The following is a 20,078-nucleotide window of genomic DNA, read 5'->3' as shown; positions in this document are numbered from 1 at the left end:
ATGCAAACCGAACTGGTTAATCAAATAGAAGTAAAACTAAGAAAAATTTATCAAGCTGCTTATCAGCCCGCTTATTTGGAAAAAATGCTCGCATGTGCCGAAAACTATTCTAATAATACGCGAAGTCCCATTGATACTATTTCCGAAAAAAACGTCTATCTTATTGCCTATGGTGACAGCATTTATGAAAAAAACAAACATCCATTACAAACCTTGAATGAATTCCTACAAGAATATGCGCAAGATGTTATTACAGATGTCCACTTGTTGCCAATTTTCCCGAGTACGTCAGATGATGGCTTCTCTGTCACAGACTACAAGCAAATTGATGAGCATCTTGGTGACTGGGATGATGTTCAAAAGATGTCTGAGAACTTCCGAGTGATGCTTGATTTCGTAGCCAATCACATGTCGAAATCAAGCGATTGGTTCAAGCGATTCTCCGATAACGAAGCGCCTTACAACCAATTTTTCATTGAAAAGGATAGTCAATTTGATTATAAAAATGTTACTCGTCCGCGGACTTCTCCGCTGTTCCACACATACGAAAACGGTAAAGAACTTTGGACTACTTTTAGCGAAGACCAGTTAGACTTAAATGTCCGGAATATCGATTGCCTTGTGGCCTTAACAGATGTACTGCTGTTCTACGCATCCAAACAGGCCACAAGCATTCGTCTTGATGCCATCGGATTTTTATGGAAAACATCTGGTACTACTTGCATGCACCTACCAGAAACTCATGAGATCATTTCACTTTGGCGGTTACTAATTGACGAACTATATCCGAATCTGCAAATTATCACAGAAACCAACGTCCCTCATGAAGAAAACATTAGCTATTTTGGCGATGGCGGAAACGAAGCAAATATGGTGTATCAGTTCCCACTACCACCACTTGTGCTCCATACCTTCACTTGTCATGATACAACGAAGCTTTCGAAGTGGGCGAAATCCATTTCACAAGTTTCTAGCACAGCGACTTATTTTAACTTCCTAGCAAGTCATGATGGAATTGGTATGCGCCCTGCGACCGGAATTCTTTCCGACGAAGAAATTAATTCTCTCGTCCAAAAAGCAGTCCAAAACGGCGGACAAGTTTCCTATAAAGATAATGCAGATGGCACGCAGTCTGTGTATGAACTTAATATCAACTACGGTGAAGCCCTGCAAAACCTAGATGAAGACACAACCGAAGAGCTTGTAACGAAAAAAATTATTGCTGCGCATAGTATTTTACTAACACTTCAAGGTGTTCCGGCAATTTACTACCATTCACTATTAGGCTCAAAAAACGACCTTGGTGGTTACGAAGAATCCGGCATCAAACGTCGAATCAACCGGGAAAAACTGGAGAAAAACCAGTTAGCTCATGAACTTGAAGCTAACACTTATCGCCAAACCATCTTTACCTCTCTAAAAAAATTGGTGCAAATCAGACGGAACCACACTGCCTTTTCACCATTTGCAGCACAAGAAATTTTAGATTTAGGATCAGATGTTTTCGCGATAAAACGGGAAAATGAGACAGAATGTATTTACGGAATTATCAATGTCACTTCTCACAATATCAACAAAAAAATCGCTTTCTCTGGAATGAATTTATTAACCAACCAACCCGTTATAAGTACACTTGAATTAACTGCGTATGAAGTTGTCTGGATTAAGAAGGCTGACCAATGAAAATCCTTATCGCACCTGATTCATTCAAAGAGAGCGCCACTGCGGTTGAAGTAGCAAATGCCATAAAAAAAGGCTGGACTAAAGCACGTCCAGCCGATCAAATTAGCCTTGCCCCTGTTTCTGACGGGGGTGAGGGTTTTCTTACTGTTTTAAGCGAGTCCGATGAAGTGCAATTATTTCAAACGGAAGTAACCAACCTCAATGGTCATAAAATAGCTGCTTCCTACGGTATTCTTGCCAGACAAGAAACCGCGATTATCGAGTCTGCTAACGCAATTGGCTTGGATTTAATAGCAGCAGCAGACCGTAATCCAGCCTATGCAACATCTGCTGGCGTTGGTGAGCTAATTTTAGCGTCACTTAACCACAACGTCAAAAAAATCATTATCGGGCTTGGTGGAAGTGGTACAAACGATGGCGGCGCTGGACTAATCCAATCATTGGGCGTAGCACTACTAGATAAAAACAAACAACCTATCCCGCCCGGAGGTATTCATTTACAAGAGATATATTCCATTGACGCTAGTAATCTTAACCCAAAACTGAAAGACATTCAATTCCAAATAGCTTGCGATGTGACGAATCCACTTCTTGGCGAGAACGGTGCTACATTCGTCTTCGGTGCTCAAAAAGGCGCAAATCCAGACACGCTCGTTCAACTAGAGAACGCCATGCAGAATTACGGAGCAAAACTCGACCAATTTTCTTCTCAAAAAATCACTACAAAAAAAGGAGCTGGAGCCGCTGGTGGTATCGCTGCTGGGCTAATGGCCTTCCTAAATGCAGACATGTTAAGCGGTTCAACTCTTGTTATGGGACTTTCTAATATGAAAGATAAAATGAAAGATGCCGATATTGTTATTGTTGGCGAAGGACGAATGGACAAGCAATCCATGATGGGGAAAATCCCTGTTCAAATCGCTCAAGAGGCAAAAAAACAGGGCTGTTTCGTTCTAGCTATCGTCGGCAGTCTGGCACTTGAAAACGACCTAGCCGAGCAACACGGCATTGATGCGTTTTTCCCAAACATCCCTGAAATAACAGATTTACCCACTCTTTTTGAAAATACGACAAAAAATCTCGAACGTACAGCAGAAAACATTGCAAAACTAACTTTATTAGCTAAATAGTTTTTCAGACTGTTTTCCTTCTAATCAATTCATGCTCCACTTTAATTCTTTGTAATTTACCTTGCTCAAAAATAGTAAATGCATTTTCTCCCAATTTTTTTAGGTGATGATCAAGCGTCGTGATTTCTAACGCCTTACCAATTGGGAGATTTTCTTGTCCTAAAATAGCGATGTCTTCTGGCACACGTAATCCAAGTGCTTTCACATGATACATTATGCCAGCCGCAACTTCATCACCATTCGCATAAATCGCATCAGGCCAATCTTTCCCTTTGGCAAAAAAATGTTCGCCCGCCTTCAAACCATCTTCAAGCGTGTAACATTCACTTAAAAAACGATTATCCTTGACTGGACCAAAAACCTGCTCATAGGCATTAATTTTCCCATATGTACTAGTACTTTCTCGTGATTCCCGCCCTGCTGTGAACGCTACTTTATGATAACCTTCATCTTGCAAAAATTGAAATCCTGCTCGGTAAGCCTTCACTCGGTCAATATAAGAACAAGATATATCCTTAGACTCCACGTATTCACAAGCAATAATCGGGCCATATGCTAGGTACGGCAAAATCACATCCCAATTATTGGCACGCGAAGTAATAATTAGCCCATCAACTTGCTTTGTTTTCAAGCGCATTAAAAATTTTTCTTCTTCTTTCGTATCATATCCAGTTGGAAAAAGTGTCACCGAATAACGATTTTTAAAAGCTGCCTCTAAAATACCATTCACTATTTTGTCAAACCACGGATGATCATTATAAGGTATAATCACGCCAACCGTATTTGTCTTACCACGTGCTAAGTCCATAGCACTTCGGTTAGGAGAGTAGTCTAATTCGTCAATGACAGCTTGTACACGAGCTCTTTTCTCCTCTGCAACATATGGATGATTATTGAGCACGCGCGACACTGTCGTTACTGAAACCCCCGCTAATTTGGCTATTTCTTTAATATTTGGCATTTAAAAAACCTCATTCCTAAGAAAAAAGTGCGGACAGATTTCTCATACCGCACTCTTATTTTTATCATTAAGCCATCTGTTCTAGTTCGCTTGTTTGGATGTCTTTCTCGACACGAACCGAAACCAGTCTAGCGTCATTCATTTCTTCTACTGTAAAGCGAAGTGCACCATATTCTACTACTACTTTATCATCTTCTTCTGGAATTGTCCCTGTTAAAGTAAGCACAAAACCAGCTACAGTATCTACCCCACGTGCAGGAAGTTCCACGTGAAACATTTTGTTAAAATCATCAAGCGGCATGCGGCCTTCTACGATAAATGTAGTATCGTCAATTCTCTTGACTTCATCAGAGAACACATCATTTTCATCGTCAATTTCGCCGACAATTTCTTCTAATAAGTCTTCTACAGTGACAATACCTGCAACGCCACCATATTCATCCATTAAAATCGCCATTTGGTTTCTAGTTCTTTGCATGTTCTTAAGTAAGTCATCAATAAACATCGTCTCTTGGGCAAAATACGCGGTTTTAACAAGCGATTTCACATCAATGTTTTTAAATCCTGACTTTCTCGCTTCCGCAAAAAAATCTTTCATATGCAGAATACCTAGCACCGAGTCCTGGTCGCCTGTATAGACGGGAACTCTTGAAAAATTCTCACTTAATAATGCGTCACAAAGTGCTTCTGATTCTGTTTCGGCATCAATCATAAACGCATCTGTCCGTGGTACCATTACTTCACGGGCATATTTATTATCCATTTCAAATACACCACGAAGCATTTGTAATTCTTCTACCTCAATTACACCGTCACGTCGACCGGTTTCAATCAATAGTTGCATTTCCTCACGCGTCATTTTTTCATTATCCATATTTTTCTCCATTCTTGTTAATTTCACAAGAATATCTGTTGAAAAAGATAGGAATTTTACAAACGGGCGAAGCACAACCCCAACTGCCATAATTGGTCGTACGGAAACACGGGCAATTTTTTCTGATTTTTGAAGCGCTAAACGTTTTGGATAAAGCTCACCGAAAACTAACGTGATATACGATAACACAATAGTTACGACGATAATAGATAACTCTTTCGCAAAACTGCTTCCTCCAAAAACAGATTCAAGCCTAGTCGCAATACTAGTCGCGGCTGATGCACTGGAGAAGAATCCAGCAAGCGTAATACCAACTTGAATTGTAGCTAGAAACTTACTTGGATCATCTACGAGCTTAGCTAGCATAATGGCTTTTTTATCGCCAGTTTCTGCTTGGCTTTTCACGCGATTTTTGTTTAGTGATACAAGGGCCATCTCTGCTGAGGCAAAGAATGCGTTGAGCATTGTCAACACCACAATAAGAATTAACTGCAAGATAATCTGCTGACTCTCGGGGTCAGGGTTCATATGGAACTCTCCACTCCTTATTTTCTCAAAATATTCCGGACAATTTTCCGGTTAAGAAAATTTTATCACGCCACCCCTATTACTGCAAGGTTTCAAATCTCTGCGAAAACTTTTACAGCATCACTTTTCATCATTTCAAAAGGATACGAAAGCAAAATCTGTTCTTGATTCACAGCAAAAATTCGCGCTTTTTTGTTTCGATAATCTGTTAAATTACAAAATGGACTCACTCGAAAAGAAGTTCCTACTATGACAATCAAATCAGCTTTCCTAATGGCAGCAAGTGATTGGTCTATCGCCTTTTCTGAAATGGCTTCTTCATAAAGCACCACATCTGGTCGAACTAGTCCGCCACACTCGGCATGAATATCTGATTGTAAATAGTCATTTGCCGAAACACTTCTTCCGCATTTTTGGCAATAGCAGTGATATAAACTACCATGAAAATTAACTACCTTCTTAGAACCCGCTTTTTCATGAAGACCATCAATGTTTTGCGTAATAATAGTGACATCTTTTTCTGCCTCGATTTCAGCCATTTTCGTATGAATTACATTTGGTACTGCGTCTGGATAGTACATATTTTCGGTCACAAATTGATAAAACCTATCTGGCTCACGCACAAGGCAAGTATGGCTCAGCATATATTCTGGACTACTCATCCCGGCGTACAAGCCATTTTTCGAGCGATAATCCGGAATTCCTGAAGGCACAGAAACACCTGCACCAGTAAGAAAAACAATATGTTCTGACTCTTTTATTGCTTCGTTTAATTTATTCATCATTTATGTTCCTTTCATTTATATGTTGTTTATCTTTCCAATTCCACCATTTTCGCAATTCAGCATTTTGCTCTGTTTTATCCGTTTCCGCAACATAGACTGCGCAGCGATACGTATATAACACACAAGGATCCATTCTTTCGCCTCGCTTAACGCAAGTGTTTTCGTATAAATCAAGTGGATTCTTTCCTTTTAAATCAGCAATTTTTTGAATCCCAATTTCATTTAACATTAATACCATTTTTTTACCTATTCCTGGTAATTTTATTAGATCAGTTGGCATGATTTCCCTTCTCTCTATGCATTTTTCGGTTGAAATAAAAACTGATTAGTACATTGATAAAAATAAAGCCAGCTACTACAAGGAATACATCTCCGTAGCCAAAATGTGCTGCCACACTTGATCCAACCAGCGGCCCAATGACATTTCCGATATATTGAAAAGATTGATTATAACCAAAAATCCGACCGGAAATTTCTCGTGGTGTATTTTTAGTTAGCAGTGATTGAACTGCTGGAAGTAAAGCGCCATCTGTCAGACCTAATAAGAAACGCAAAACACCAAGTTGCACCGGATTTTGAGCAAAAGCCATTGGTATTTGCAGTAACATGGATCCGATGAGCGCACCTAGCAGTATTCGCTCTGAGCCAATTCGGTCCCCCCACCTTCCAAGTCGTGGCGCAGCGATAAGCGCGGCAACTCCTGGCACTGAAGCAATCATCCCACTAATAAATGCAATGTTTTGCGCATTTCCCGCTAAATCTCGTACATATAATGTCAAAATTGGGTTCACGGAATTGGATGCGATTTGAATCATCATTGTCGTAATAAACAGCGAGATAATTAATCCGGGATTTTTTAACGATAAGAAAACTTCTTTTCCTGAACGCATTTCCTTTTTTTCTACTGGTGTAAATCTCTCTTTGACAAAGAAAAGTGTTAGGAAAAAACTACCTAGTAAAAGAACGCCTGTAATGTAAAACACTGGTCTAACACCAAATGAGTCAGATAGCGCTCCACCAATTAAGGGACCGATTAATACACCTGATACTGCTGCTGTTGATAGAGCACCGAGCGCCCAACCACTGCGGTGCCGAGGAACTTGAGTAGCAATTAACGCATTAGCCGTGGAAATGTATCCTGAAAATATCCCCATTAATAAACGTAGACCTACAAATTGGTAAACATTGCTGACAAGTCCCATCAAAATCATTGCTATTGCCATTCCAAGCGCAGCACGCAAAAGCATAATGCGCCGCCCTTTTTGATCTGCTAATTTGCCCCAAACCGGCGACATAATTGCTGATACTAAGAATGTTGAACTTAGTGCCACACCAGACCATAAACTTACTTGGTCAGGATTATGTACACCGAGTTCTTCAATATATAATGGTAAAAATGGCATAATTAAATTTAATCCAGTCCCGGTAAGAAAACACCCTACCCAAACAACATACAAATTTTTCTTCCAATTTTCCATAAATCCACCTAGATTCTTCTATTCTTATCCTTAATTATTCCACAAAAAAAGCGAAAGTAAAACTAAACCCTTCGCTTTTTTTGCTATATTTACTTAAAATGTTCCACGTGAAACATTTTACGATTCAAGATTTCCTCGTGGTACCCAGCCAGCTTCATTATCTTCTGTTACGCACCAAACCCAACCGTTAAGCTCACGGTTACTTTCTAATTTATCCCCAGGCTTTACATTTAATTCGCGTGCAGAATAATCTTCTGTCACGGTTCCACTTTTCCCATCACTACCTAACTGAATGATTTGCTTAGGAATCCAGCCTTCTTTACCTGATGACTTCACTTTACAAAAGATCCAACCAGGGTATTCTGTATCCTCATCAAACACCCAAATAGACTCATTTTTATTAACAAAAAGTGGGTTTGGATACTTGCTAATATGTTCTTTTTTTACGATAAATGTTTGATTCATAGTTAGAAACCTTCCTCGTTATTTTTTAGCTGCTTCCCAGTCCGCAAGAAATTTCTCAATTCCGCTATCAGTCAACGGATGTCTTAACATTTGTTCAAATACTTTATAAGGCACTGTAGCAATATCTGCTCCTGCCTTAGCACATTCAATTACATGAATCGGATGGCGTACACTTGCTGAAATAATTTCTGTCGGGATACCATGTGTTTCAAAAATCTCTGCTATATCACGAATAAGCACCAAACCATCATCACCAATATCATCTAAACGTCCTAAAAATGGGGATACATATGTCGCTCCTGCTCGCGCTGCCAGTAACGCTTGTGTAGCAGAGAAAACTAGCGTGACATTAGTTTTAATTCCTTCTTCCGTCAAAACTTTTACTGCGGCTAAACCTTCACCAGTCATAGGTATTTTAACCACCATATTTGGATGTATTTTGGCAATAACTCGACCTTCCTCAATCATCTCTTCCGCTTTCAAACTCACTACCTCACCGCTAATTGGTCCGTCAACAATGGATGTAATTTCTTGAATAACCTCATTAAAATCGCGGCCCTCTTTGGCAACAAGTGATGGGTTTGTCGTTACTCCAGCAATAAACCCCATTCTGTTAGCCTTTTTAATCTCTTCTACGTTCGCTGTATCGATAAAAAATCTCATTTATACATCCTCCTTTTCTATCAAGCGCTTTCAATTACAGAGCCATTATAACGCAAAAGATAAAAGAATGCTTTTGAAGTGCTTTTCCTACAAAAAAAAGAATGCAATCGAAGCATTCTAAAAAGTTTCACGTGAAACAAACTTATAAACGAGTTTTATCCATCACTAGTAGAGGTTTAGGTCTATTTCTAATTATATCCTCTTTAATTAAATGCATGACTGTGTGAGCCACGTATTCGCGCGATGTATTGGTGTATCTTGCAAGTACTTCTTGCGTAATTTCTCTTGGTAGCAATATCCCGTTATCAGAAAACGTTCCTAAAGTTTGAGCGCATTTGAGAATGGCTTTGCGGATTCGTTCTTCCTTTTTTAAGAAGCTTAGTTTTGCAAATGTGTGGGCTTCGCGTAATTCTTCTGCCATCACTTTAATCATAAAAAAGTTATTCTCATCTTCTTTGTCAAAAATAGAGAACAAGAAATTGCTATCTACTTCCATAACTTCTCCGTGACCTAAGCTCTGCATCGAAACGTGCGGGCTCCATTCATCATAAAAAAGATGATATAGTCCAAAACTATCTCCTTTTTGTAAGAAACGAACAATGCATTCTTTACAGCTTTCTTCTTCCATTTCTGCATCTTTCTCTACAATCATCCCGTATATGCCACTTAGAACAAAATATACTTTTGTTCCAGCCGGACTTAAACTTTCTAGAACCTCACCCTTCTTGGTGCCGATAACCGAGCAGTAGTCTTTGTAATTTGGATGTTCAAAGCACAACTCCATTAATTTGCTAACCGTTAGATTGGATTCAAGCTCTTTTAAGAATAGCATATTCTCTCCTTTGCTATATTATATTGAAAAAACTCATCGTAATTATATCATAAAGGTTATATCTCAAATCCTATTCCTAGCTAGTCATAAAATACCAAAAAGGAAATTAAAGATAAATATATTACAACTTTTCTTTAAATACTTAATTTATATATCTTTTTAACTGAGCATTTTGACGTAAATTCGAATTTTTTGTTACTTTTACTAAATATTCAAATTCAGATATTAATCTAATAATTACCACTTTAGACTGGTTTATTATCTAGTAAATTGATTATACTTAAAAAGTAAGCATTATATGGTTGGGGAAATTAGGAAGGGTGAAATAAATGAATCAAAAAAAATATAGTTGGAGGAATTTTTTCCAGTTACTTATTAGTGCAAAACCCGCCAATTGGATAATATTCTGCGCTTTAATAGCCAGTGTAATAACTACAATTGCTGGGCTTGTAGTCCCACTTTTTACAAAAAACTTAATTGATGGTTTTTCGGTAACCTCATTAGATGTAAAAATGGTCGCTTTAATTGTTCTTGCATTCATTTTGCAAGCTATCACAAACGGTTTCTCGATTTTCTTACTTAATTATATGGGTCAGAAAGTTGTAGCTACGATTCGCGAACGTTTATGGAGAAAAATTGTGCACTTGCCCGTTTCTTATTTTGATAATACAAAAACGGGTGAAATGGTCAGCCGCATGGTAAACGATACAGTCGTAGTCAAGGAGCTAATTGCCGATCATTTACCACAATTTGTAACAGGGATTATTTCTGTGGTTGGTGCGGTTATTATCTTATTCTTTATGGACTGGAAAATGACACTAATTATCTTAGTAGCTGTTCCAATTACAGCGCTAGTCGTTGCGCCGCTTGGTCAGAAAATGTTTAAAATCTCTAAAGGTCTTCAAAATGAAACAGCTGACTTCACTGGCTCCATTAGTCAAACCCTTTCTGAAGCACGGCTCGTAAAGGCATCTAATGCGGAAACACGTGAAACAGAAGCTGGTCATAAGGGAATCAATCGTCTATTCGGATTCGGTATTCGTGAGGCGAAAGTTGTCGCTGTACTTGGACCTTTAATTTTCTTTGTTGTAATGGGAGTTATTGTTGGTATCATTGGTTACGGCGGGATTCGCGTTTCAGCCGGGACTATGACTACTGGTACATTAATCGCGTTCTTGCTATATCTATTCCAAATTATCGTTCCAGTAACCTCTTTTGCGACTTTTTTCGCGCAACTTCAAAAAGCAAAAGGTGCGACCGAACGCATTGCGGATATTTTAAATGAAACTGAAGAAGATTTCGATGCTGGTAAAAAAGTGGACGTGAGCGGAAAAACGATTCGCGTCACAGATATTTCCTTCTCTTACAATGAAGGTGAACCGATTTTAAAAGATGTTTCTTTTGATACAAAACCAGGGGAAGTTATCGCATTCGCTGGTCCAAGTGGTGGCGGTAAATCTACCTTGTTTGCGATTTTAGAGCGTTTCTATCAACCAAAAGCGGGAGAAATTTTAGTGGGTGATATTCCTCTTTCTGAGATTTCCATTAACTCATGGCGTACGCAAATTGGTTACGTCTCCCAAGAAAGTGCGATGCTCTCTGGCACAATTCGCGATAATCTTTGTTATGGTTTGGACCGAGAAATTACCGAAGACGAGCTTTGGAATGTAGCAAAACTTGCTTATGCAGATGGCTTTATTTCTGAACTACCTGACAAAATGGCAACCGAAGTCGGCGAACGTGGTGTGAAGCTCTCAGGGGGGCAAAGACAGCGGATTGCCATTGCACGAGCTTTCTTACGCAACCCGAATATTCTCATGTTAGACGAAGCGACAGCAAGCTTAGATAGTCAATCCGAACAAATAGTTCAACAAGCTTTAGCCAACTTAATGGAAGGTCGTACTACTTTTGTTATCGCTCATCGTCTATCCACAATTGTTAATGCCGACCAAATTCTCTTTATTGAACACGGAGAAATTACTGGCCGAGGCACACATAGTGAATTAGTCGCTTCTCATCCCCTTTATGCTTCTTTTGCAGAACAACAATTAAAATAACTATTTCCCGGGAAATAACAAAAACGACGATGCATGTTCGCATCGTCATTTTTGTTATAAGGATTGATGAAACTTTTTGAGTTCGGTTTTCTTTGCTTCGTTTAAATCATGCCACCTGATACCTTGTACCGCTCCTTCAAGCGCACATAATTCACTTAAACAAACGCTTGAATCATTTTCCCAAATACGTAAAAAGGCTTCTTTGCTTCCAACATCTTTTAGCTCAGCTGGGGTTTTTATCCCGGCTTTTATTAAGTCCTGCTCCAGTACTTTGCCAATGTTTGGTAATTCGCTAAGTGTCGCCATTACAGTTCCTTCTTCCTTTTTATTTTGGTAATTCGATTTTTTCGATACCGCCCATGTAACCTTGTAGTACTTTCGGAATGCGTACAGATCCGTCTGCCTCTTGGTAGTTTTCCAAAATAGCAGCGACCGTACGACCTAGTGCTAACCCGGAACCATTTAATGTGTGCACATATTCTGGTTTGCTTCCTGGCTCACGGCGGAAACGAATGTTGGCACGTCTTGCTTGGAAACTTTCAAAATTACTGCAAGAAGAAATCTCACGGTAAGAATCATAACTTGGAATCCAAACTTCTAAATCATATTTTTTAGCAGCAGTGAAGCCCAAATCAGCAGTACACATGCTTAGTACACGATAGGGTAATTCTAGTCGGCGCAATACTTCTTCTGCGTTACCAGTTAATTTTTCTAGTGCCACGTAAGAGTCTTCTGGTTTAACAAATTGAACCAATTCCACTTTGTTAAATTGATGCTGGCGAATTAAGCCACGCGTATCACGACCAGCAGACCCCGCTTCAGAACGGAAGCATGCGCTAAATGCTGTATATTTTCTTGGTAAATCTTCTGCTTTTAAAATATCTTCGCGGTGGTAGTTTGTTACTGGTACTTCTGCTGTTGGAATCAGGAAATAATCTTCTGCTTCAATTAAGAATGCGTCTTCTTCAAATTTTGGCAATTGACCAGTTCCAGTCATGCTCGCACGGTTCACCATGTACGGTGGAAGCATTTCTTCATAGCCATGTTCATTCGAATGCAAGTCCATCATAAAGTTAATTAGCGCTCGTTCAAGTCTTGCACCTAATTTTTTATAAAAAACGAAGCGGCTTCCAGTTACTTTTGCAGCATTCTCGAAATCCAAAATATCTAGGTCAGTTCCTAAGTCCCAATGAGCTTTTGGTTCAAAATCAAATTCGCGTACTTCGCCCCATTTGCGGATTTCTACGTTATCATCTTCTGATTCACCGACCGGAGTAGACTCATGTGGAATATTTGGAATCGACATTAAAATCATATCTAACTTCTCGTCAATTTCTCTTAACTCGATGTCTAAAGTTTTAATACGATCACCAACAACACGCATTTCTTCAATTTTAGCATCAGCATCTTGTTTTTCGCGCTTTAATTTAGCGATTTCTTGAGACACTTCATTACGCTGGCTTTTTAACGCTTCTGTTTCAACAATCAGTGTACGACGACGTTTATCTAACTCGCCAAATTTCTCAAATTCACCCAAGTCTTCCCCGCGATTTTGCAACTTCTGTTTTACTTCTTCAAAATTATTACGTAACAATTTAACATCTAACATGCTAACTCCTCCTTTATTTTTTCCATATAAAAAACTCCCGTACTTTCCCGAATTAACAGGAAAGGGACGAGAGTTAACCGCGTTGCCACCCTTATTGGGATCTAAAAAAATCCCCAGCTTCATTTAGGTTTAACGGACCCAGCCGGAATGATTTACTCGCAAAACTATGCTTTCCACCACTCACTCCAAGATGGATTCATAAGGAAACTTCACCAGTTCGCACCAACCACTGGCTCTCTTTAGAAATTCTACCTCATTACTACTTCTTGTCTTCGCTTTTCGTATTAATTTAAAGTTATTCTATCGCATATCTGCTTAAATTACAAGCAAATCTTTAACCGATTAAATCAAGTGTGTCTGGACCGTCATCATCTGAATTCAGTATTCTAATTTGTTCCGGAACAATTTTTATAACGACAAAGGATGGTGAATCTTCGCCTTGAAACCAGTCTTTAGAGATGTTTTCCCAAATACGTTCTTTGATAGCTTCATCTTCTTCCAGTGAAGCTAAACCATTAATTTCTAAAAACGCAGATCCAGGGCTATCATAGCCAATTAAAACGCATACGTGCGGATTTCTACGGACTTCCTCTGTTTTCGGTAGTTCTTTTCCAGATGGTGTGTAAAGTGTTAAGCCATCATGCAGAAACGTCATATACCTAGCGTGCGGAAAATCGCCTTGTACAGAGGTTAATACCCCCACTTGATGTTGTTCTAAAATGGCGAGAATTTTATCTTCTAGTTCATTTTCCATCTAAAACACCTTCCTTTGGTTATTTAGTGTACATTTCCACTTGTTTTCAGGCTTCAAACATTTCAGGCTTGTTATCTCCGTAGCTATTTGCTATAAAAGAGTATAACCGTTTTAACTAGGGGGATTTGAAGTGATTTTATTAATCGATCATAATGACTCATTTACATATAATTTATACCAATATTTTTTAGAGCTTAAGGAAGATGTGCGGGTAGTTTCTGCTAGAGATTTTTCGCTTCAAGCATTTAAGCAATTAGCACCTGAAATGGTTATTCTTTCACCCGGGCCTGGTTCTCCGGATGATTTTCCAGCAAGTTTAGCTCTACTAGACAAAATTCACGTTCCCGTTCTCGGAATTTGCCTTGGCCATCAAATGATTGGTCATTTTTTCGGGGCAAAAGTTGTACAGGCGGATGTTCCTGTTCACGGAAAAACTAGCATTATCTCGCATCATGGTAAAGGATTATTTGCCGGACTTGATTCGAGATTCTCAGTTGCCCGCTATCATTCTTTAGTCATTGACCCAAATACGGTGCCAGCTGATTTGAAAGTGACCGCTGTAACGGATGATGGGGTTTTGATGGGGTTAGAGCATCTGACAAAAACGATTTACAGTGTCCAATTTCACCCTGAAGCAATTCTATCTGAAAACGGACACGCGATTTTAGAAAACTTTGTACGACTGGGGAGAGCTGCCAAATGAGTTTATTACGTTTTGATTTTGAAGGTTCGGTAAAGATTTTTGAAAATCCAATTCGCGAACTGGTGGCGCGCGATTTATCGGAAGTACTTCCTATTATGAAAGCTGCCGAAGAAGCCCAAAAATCCGGAAAATACGTTGCTGGTTTTGTTAGTTATGAGGCCGCTCCTGCTTTTCGTAGTAATTTAAAAACCAAACAACCTTCCAAGAACATGCCGCTTATCTGGTTTGGTGTATACGACAATTTCACGACTGCACCTACCGAAAACTCAGACACAGCACCACTTTCTTTTAAAATGGATACAGATTATCCGAATTATGCAGAAAAAATAGCAAAGATTAAAGCGGAAATTGCTGCTGGAAACACGTACCAAATCAACTACACTGTTCGGCTCCAAAGTGATGTACCGAGTGATTTTTCTGCCCAAGCTTCTTTTGAATCATTGCAGCAAGTTGGAAAGGCAAATTATACAGCGTTACTTGATACGGATGAATTTCAGATTATCTCAGCTTCACCCGAGCTATTTTTTAAATGGAAGGAAAATATCTTAACGACACGTCCAATGAAAGGCACCATTCGTCGCGGAAGTACGGAACAAGCTGACTTAGAAGCACATGATTGGTTAAAAAACGATCCTAAAAACTGTGCCGAAAATGTGATGATTGTTGATTTACTACGAAATGACCTTGGGATGATCGCAGTTCCCGGTAGCGTAAAAGTGCCTAAATTAATGACTTTAGAACCTTACCCAACAGTGTGGCAAATGACGTCTACCGTTACTGCAGAAACACCTCCTGATACTAGCTTAGCCGCAGTTTTCGAGGCGCTTTTCCCTTGTGGTTCAATAACTGGCGCCCCAAAAGCGCGGACAATGGAAATTATTTCAGAGCTAGAAGATTCACCTCGAGGCGTATACTGCGGCGCGATTGGCTTCCTAGAACCTAATGGGAATGCGATTTTCAATGTGCCAATCCGAACGATTTCTATTAGTGATAATAAAGCAACTTATGGTGTTGGTGGCGGTATTGTTTGGGATTCTGATGCCGAAAGTGAATTTTCCGAGATTCATGCAAAATCAGTCATTTTAGAAAAAGCAACTAAGTTTTCTTTAATTGAATGTTTACGTCTTGAAAACGGAACACTTTCCCGGATAGACTTTCATCTAAAACGGCTTCAAACAAGCGCAAATTTTTTCGGTGTTCCTTTTGACGGTGGAAAAATTGGGGAATTATGGCAGGAAACAGCGCGAAACAATCCAGCTGGAACATATAAATTAAGATTTTTACTTCATCCAAATGGCACGCACCTTTTAGAATTAACCGAAATAAGTACGCAAAATCAGCAAATAACCGCGCAACTGGCAAAAAGTCCAGTCTCAACTGATGATTTATTCCTTTATCATAAAACCACTAATCGATCTGTTTATGAAGACATGAAAAGCGCTGAAACCGGGGAAACATTGCTTTGGAATGAGCGAGGCGAGCTGACAGAATTTACTACCGGGAATATAGTTCTAGGCACAAAAGGCTGTTTTTTCACACCACCAGTGAGTTCTGGTCTTCTCCCAGGTACCATGAGAGCAGATTTATTAGCAAAAAACAAAATTTCCGAAAAAACACTAACAAAAAAAGACCTTTTTGAGGCTGACATTGTGTGGTTAATAAATAGTGTAAGGGGATTTGTAGAAGTAGGTATCAAACAATAATCAATCGTTTTTTCACAATTAAAAAACGATTTCCCACGGTATATTTGCCATATTTTCGCCATATTTAGAATTCGCGAAAAAATCACTTGCAAATTTTCACAATCTATATTAGAATATGTGTTCGCACGTCTTTATTTCCGTTTTCCAAGGGAGGAAAATCATGAAAGTATTGTTTCACCATCTTAAAAATTACAAGCTACAAGCAACTTTATCTACTTTGTTTGTAGTAGTCATGGTTATCTCACAACTATGGCAACCAAAATTACTTCAGCAAGTCCTAGACGCCATTATGAAAGACAATATGGATGAAATTTCTTCCATAGGCGCACTTCTAATCGGTATTGCCGCAGTTGGCCTTATCGCTGGGATTCTAAACACGATTCTTTCTGCCAAAGTCGCTCAAGGTGTCGGCGCGGATATTCGTGAATCTAGTTTCCGTAAAATCCAAACATTTTCATTTAGTAACATTGAAAAACTTTCGACAGGTAATCTAGTTGTTCGACAAACAAACGACATTACCCAAGTACAAAATTTAGTGATGCTTTCACTACAGTCGCTAACAAGAATTCCGATTATGTTTATTGGGGCATTTATTTTAGCGATGTTTACTCTACCTGAATTATGGTGGGTAATTATTGTACTTGTCGTACTCGTTGTGCTAATTGTTGTCTTCACATTCGGTTCTATGGGTAAGCATTTCGCGATTATTCAAACGTTAATTGACCGCGTAAATTCTATCGCAAAAGAAAACCTTGCCGGAATGCGTGTTGTTAAATCTTTTGTTCAAGAAGATAACGAAATCGGACGTTTCACAACTGTCAGTGACAAACTAACTCGTCACACTATCATTGTAGGAACTCTTTTTTCTGTCATGATTCCTGCATTTATGCTCGTTTCTAACTTAGCAATTGTTGTTTCTATTTTCTTTGTAGGTGACATGGCTGCTGAAAACCCAGAAGTTATCGGGGCTATCGCATCATTTATGAATTACTTGATGCAAATCATGATGGCAATTATTATCGGCGGTATGCTGATGATGATGGCCTCTCGTGCGCTTATTTCCTTGAAACGTATTACTGAAGTTCTCGAAACAGAACCAGATATTACTTACAATGAAAATGCGCCAGAACAAGATTTAGAAGGTACTGTTGAGTTCCGTAACGTTAGTTTCAAATATGATGGTGACGATACACCTGCTCTTAAAGATATTTCTTTTAAAGCGAATGTTGGTGAAATGGTTGGTATTGTCGGCGCCACAGGTTCTGGTAAATCCACTCTTGCCCAGCTAATCCCACGTCTTTACGACCCAACTGAAGGTGAAGTTATTATTGGTGGTACAAACCTAAAAGACATCAATAAGAAAACACTTCGTAGCACCGTTTCCTTCGTGCTCCAACGCGCAATCCTTTTCTCAGGAACAATCGCAGACAATTTACGTCATGGTAAAAAAGACGCGACAACTGATGAAATGGAGCATGCAAGTAAAATAGCACAAGCGAAAGAATTTATTGATAAACAAGCAAAACTTTATGAAGCTCCTGTTTCTGAGCGCGGCAATAACTTCTCTGGTGGACAAAAACAACGTCTATCCATTACACGTGGAGTTATCGGTTCGCCAAAAGTACTAATTCTTGATGACAGCACAAGTGCCCTTGATGCAAAATCCGAGAAATTAGTCAAAGAAGCACTTAATAAAGAGCTAGACGATACAACTACTTTCATCATTGCACAAAAAATCTCTTCTGTTATTCAAGCAGATAAAATTCTCGTGCTCGATCAAGGTAAACTCGTTGGCGTTGGTTCCCACAAAGAACTTCTTAAAGAAAATGAAACTTACCGTGAAATTTACGACACTCAAAAAGGCAAGGAGGTAACCGCATAATGAAAGAGTTTAAACAAATTAGCCGCTTTTTCTGGCACTATCTGCGGGGTTATAAACCTCAACTTTTTGTCATTTTAATTGCTGTAATTTTTGCGACATACCTTCAAGTAAAAGCACCACAGTATATTGGTAATGCTGTTCAAGAGCTTGGTGATTATGTTGTTCGTTTAATGCGAACAGGTGTTGATGACAAGAGTGACTTCATCCATATCATTTGGATGCTGATTCTCTGCTACGTACTGCTCGCTGCTGCCACTTTTATCCAAAGTATCATTATGACAGGGGTAGCTGGTAAATCGACGAACAGAATGCGTATAGGGCTTTTCCGCAAGATGGAAAAACTATCGATTCGTTTCTTCGATAGTCGCAATGACGGCGAAATGCTTAGTCGTTTTACTAGTGACTTGGATAACATTTCTAACACACTTAACCAAGCTTTGATTCAAGTACTATCAAACATTGCGTTAATGATTGGTGTTATTATCATGATGTTCCAACAAAATGTGGAACTAGCACTCGTTACCTTAATATCTGCACCATTTGCAGTAATTATTGCCACAGTGATTATCCGAAAAGCTCGTAAATATGTTGATGTTCAACAAGATGAACTGGGTGTATTAAACGGCTACATTGACGAAAAAATCTCTGGTCAAAAAATCATTATCACAAACGGTTTAGAAGAAGAAACAATCGACGGCTTCGTTAAACAAAACAACATCGTTAAGAACGCCACTTATAAAGGTCAAGTATACTCTGGTTTACTTTTCCCAATGATGCAAGGTATTTCATTGTTAAATACAGCTATTGTTATCTTCTTCGGTGGATGGTTAGCTCTAAACGGTGACCTTGAACGCACAGCCGCTCTTGGTTTAATCGTTATGTTCGTTCAGTATTCGCAACAATTCTACATGCCGCTTACACAAATTTCGTCCCAGTACAGCTTGCTACAACTAGCAATCACTGGTGCGCGTCGTGTTAGTGAAGTATTTGCAGAGGAAGAAGAAGTGGAACGCGAGAACTTACAAACAATTGATGGTATTAATAAAGGTGTTAAACTAGATCATGTTGATTTCGCTTATGACCCTGAAAAACCAGTTCTAAAAGACGTTTCCATTGATGTAAGTAAAGGTAAAATGGTGGCGCTTGTTGGACCAACTGGTTCTGGTAAGACAACTGTTATGAACCTGCTTAACCGCTTCTACAATGTCGACGGTGGTTCCATTCGTTTTGACGATATTGATATTCGTGATATTAGACTAGATTCCTTGCGTAAACAAGTCGGTATCGTGTTGCAAGATTCCGTTCTATTTACGGGAACTATTCGCGATAACATTGTTTTCGGTAAACCGGAAGCAAGCGATGAGGAAGTGATTAACGCTGCGAAACAAGCTAACATCCATGACTTCATTATGAACCTCGAAAAAGGTTATGAAACAGAAATCAGTGATGAAAACAATATTTTCAGTGTTGGTCAAAAGCAGCTTATGAGTATTGCGAGAACTATTATTACGAACCCTTCTCTACTAATTCTAGATGAAGCGACAAGTAATGTAGATACCGTAACCGAAAGCCGCATCCAAAAAGCTATGGACAACGTAATCTCCGGTAGAACTAGTTTCGTCATCGCCCACCGTTTAAAAACCATCCTCGATGCCGACCATATCGTCGTGCTACATCAAGGTGAAGTGATTGAACAGGGTAACCATGATGAGCTGATGAAGGCGGAAGGATTTTATTCTGAGCTTTATCATAATCAGTTTGTTATTGAGTAGATAGACGCTTTTTATGGTCTGAAATAAATAGAAAAAAGGAAGTTCTCAAATGTTAAATATTGAGAACTTCTTTTTTTATTTTCATCTCAGCAATTTTATGTTAACGTAATTTAGAACAGAAAAATAAAAGCAGAGGTGAACATACATATGAATTTTAATCTTTTTGTTAGAAGTGGTTTTATTGGTCTTATTTTACTTT

The 20,078-nt window shown here is 39.0% G+C and carries 18 protein-coding genes and 1 other annotated feature; of the genes, 7 read left to right on the top strand and 11 right to left on the bottom strand.

Annotated elements, in window-relative coordinates; translation table 11 throughout:
• Together HCB45_RS08310 and HCB45_RS08305 are read left to right on the top strand one after the other, a co-directional pair.
• Entirely contained in the window at window positions 1-1,683 is a 1,683-nt protein-coding gene (locus tag HCB45_RS08310) for a sugar phosphorylase (RefSeq protein ID WP_185619547.1), read from the top strand.
• Complete coding sequence (locus tag HCB45_RS08305; protein ID WP_185319713.1) at window positions 1,680-2,813, top strand: glycerate kinase; 1,134 nt, start codon at window positions 1,680-1,682, stop codon at window positions 2,811-2,813. Before HCB45_RS08310 ends, HCB45_RS08305 begins: the two co-directional genes overlap by 4 nt.
• Before the next feature lie 4 nt (window positions 2,814-2,817).
• Here HCB45_RS08305 and HCB45_RS08300 read toward each other — a convergent pair whose 3' ends face one another.
• The 8 genes from HCB45_RS08300 to HCB45_RS08265 all read right to left on the bottom strand — a co-directional run bounded on the left by HCB45_RS08300 (window position 2,818) and on the right by HCB45_RS08265 (window position 9,399).
• Window positions 2,818-3,774 carry a LacI family DNA-binding transcriptional regulator gene (locus tag HCB45_RS08300; RefSeq protein WP_185319712.1) on the bottom strand — a complete coding sequence of 319 codons (957 nt, stop codon included), beginning with the start codon at window positions 3,772-3,774 and terminating at the stop codon, window positions 2,818-2,820.
• Window positions 3,775-3,841: 67 nt separating this feature from the next.
• Window positions 3,842-5,176, bottom strand: coding sequence for a hemolysin family protein (locus tag HCB45_RS08295; protein ID WP_185319711.1), 1,335 nt, complete (start codon window positions 5,174-5,176; stop codon window positions 3,842-3,844).
• Window positions 5,177-5,268: 92 nt separating this feature from the next.
• Window positions 5,269-5,958, bottom strand: a complete 690-nt coding sequence (locus HCB45_RS08290) for an NAD-dependent protein deacylase (RefSeq protein WP_185619625.1) — start codon at window positions 5,956-5,958, stop codon at window positions 5,269-5,271.
• Window positions 5,951-6,241: a helix-hairpin-helix domain-containing protein gene (locus HCB45_RS08285; protein ID WP_185319709.1), complete on the bottom strand. Its 291-nt coding sequence runs from the start codon at window positions 6,239-6,241 to the stop codon at window positions 5,951-5,953. Before HCB45_RS08285 ends, HCB45_RS08290 begins: the two co-directional genes overlap by 8 nt.
• Window positions 6,231-7,439 carry a multidrug efflux MFS transporter Lde gene (gene lde, locus HCB45_RS08280; RefSeq protein WP_185619545.1) on the bottom strand — a complete coding sequence of 403 codons (1,209 nt, stop codon included), beginning with the start codon at window positions 7,437-7,439 and terminating at the stop codon, window positions 6,231-6,233. Before lde ends, HCB45_RS08285 begins: the two co-directional genes overlap by 11 nt.
• Before the next feature lie 117 nt (window positions 7,440-7,556).
• Window positions 7,557-7,904 (bottom strand): SH3 domain-containing protein, encoded by a 348-nt coding sequence (locus HCB45_RS08275; RefSeq protein ID WP_185619543.1) that lies wholly within the window; start codon window positions 7,902-7,904, stop codon window positions 7,557-7,559.
• 18 nt (window positions 7,905-7,922) lie between these two features.
• Window positions 7,923-8,567, bottom strand: a complete 645-nt coding sequence (gene fsa, locus HCB45_RS08270) for a fructose-6-phosphate aldolase (protein WP_185619541.1) — start codon at window positions 8,565-8,567, stop codon at window positions 7,923-7,925.
• A 142-nt stretch (window positions 8,568-8,709) separates the two neighbouring features.
• Window positions 8,710-9,399: a Crp/Fnr family transcriptional regulator gene (locus HCB45_RS08265; protein WP_185319706.1), complete on the bottom strand. Its 690-nt coding sequence runs from the start codon at window positions 9,397-9,399 to the stop codon at window positions 8,710-8,712.
• A 329-nt stretch (window positions 9,400-9,728) separates the two neighbouring features.
• Here HCB45_RS08265 and HCB45_RS08260 point away from each other — a divergent pair, with 329 nt between their 5' ends.
• Window positions 9,729-11,456: an ABC transporter ATP-binding protein gene (locus HCB45_RS08260; RefSeq protein ID WP_185319705.1), complete on the top strand. Its 1,728-nt coding sequence runs from the start codon at window positions 9,729-9,731 to the stop codon at window positions 11,454-11,456.
• A gap of 54 nt (window positions 11,457-11,510) precedes the next feature.
• Here HCB45_RS08260 and HCB45_RS08255 read toward each other — a convergent pair whose 3' ends face one another.
• The 3 genes from HCB45_RS08255 to HCB45_RS08245 all read right to left on the bottom strand — a co-directional run bounded on the left by HCB45_RS08255 (window position 11,511) and on the right by HCB45_RS08245 (window position 13,819).
• On the bottom strand, window positions 11,511-11,762 hold the full coding sequence (locus tag HCB45_RS08255; RefSeq protein WP_185319704.1) for a TfoX/Sxy family protein: 252 nt from the start codon (window positions 11,760-11,762) through the stop codon (window positions 11,511-11,513).
• A 19-nt stretch (window positions 11,763-11,781) separates the two neighbouring features.
• Complete coding sequence (serS, locus tag HCB45_RS08250) at window positions 11,782-13,065, bottom strand: serine--tRNA ligase (RefSeq protein WP_185608001.1); 1,284 nt, start codon at window positions 13,063-13,065, stop codon at window positions 11,782-11,784.
• Between the two features lie 59 nt (window positions 13,066-13,124).
• Window positions 13,125-13,347, bottom strand: a binding site (T-box leader).
• A gap of 52 nt (window positions 13,348-13,399) precedes the next feature.
• The gene (locus HCB45_RS08245; RefSeq protein ID WP_185607933.1) at window positions 13,400-13,819 is read right to left on the bottom strand and encodes a pyridoxamine 5'-phosphate oxidase family protein; all 420 of its coding nucleotides are present in this window, start codon (window positions 13,817-13,819) and stop codon (window positions 13,400-13,402) included.
• Between the two features lie 130 nt (window positions 13,820-13,949).
• On the opposite strand from HCB45_RS08245, the gene HCB45_RS08240 reads away from it, so the two are divergent.
• The 4 genes from HCB45_RS08240 to HCB45_RS08225 all read left to right on the top strand — a co-directional run bounded on the left by HCB45_RS08240 (window position 13,950) and on the right by HCB45_RS08225 (window position 19,879).
• Entirely contained in the window at window positions 13,950-14,522 is a 573-nt protein-coding gene (locus HCB45_RS08240; RefSeq protein WP_185619539.1) for an anthranilate synthase component II, read from the top strand.
• On the top strand, window positions 14,519-16,225 hold the full coding sequence (gene pabB / locus HCB45_RS08235; protein WP_185619537.1) for an aminodeoxychorismate synthase component I: 1,707 nt from the start codon (window positions 14,519-14,521) through the stop codon (window positions 16,223-16,225). The genes HCB45_RS08240 and pabB overlap by 4 nt, the downstream gene beginning before the upstream one ends.
• A 160-nt stretch (window positions 16,226-16,385) precedes the next feature.
• Window positions 16,386-18,107 carry an ABC transporter ATP-binding protein gene (locus HCB45_RS08230; protein ID WP_185319699.1) on the top strand — a complete coding sequence of 574 codons (1,722 nt, stop codon included), beginning with the start codon at window positions 16,386-16,388 and terminating at the stop codon, window positions 18,105-18,107.
• Entirely contained in the window at window positions 18,107-19,879 is a 1,773-nt protein-coding gene (locus HCB45_RS08225; protein ID WP_185319698.1) for an ABC transporter ATP-binding protein, read from the top strand. The genes HCB45_RS08230 and HCB45_RS08225 overlap by 1 nt, the downstream gene beginning before the upstream one ends.
• The last annotated feature ends 199 nt before the right edge of the window (window positions 19,880-20,078 follow it).

Source organism: Listeria farberi, from assembly GCF_014229245.1.
In the GTDB taxonomy this organism is placed as follows: Bacteria; Bacillota; Bacilli; order Lactobacillales; family Listeriaceae; genus Listeria; species Listeria farberi.
This window is presented reverse-complemented; position numbering and strand designations above follow the sequence as displayed.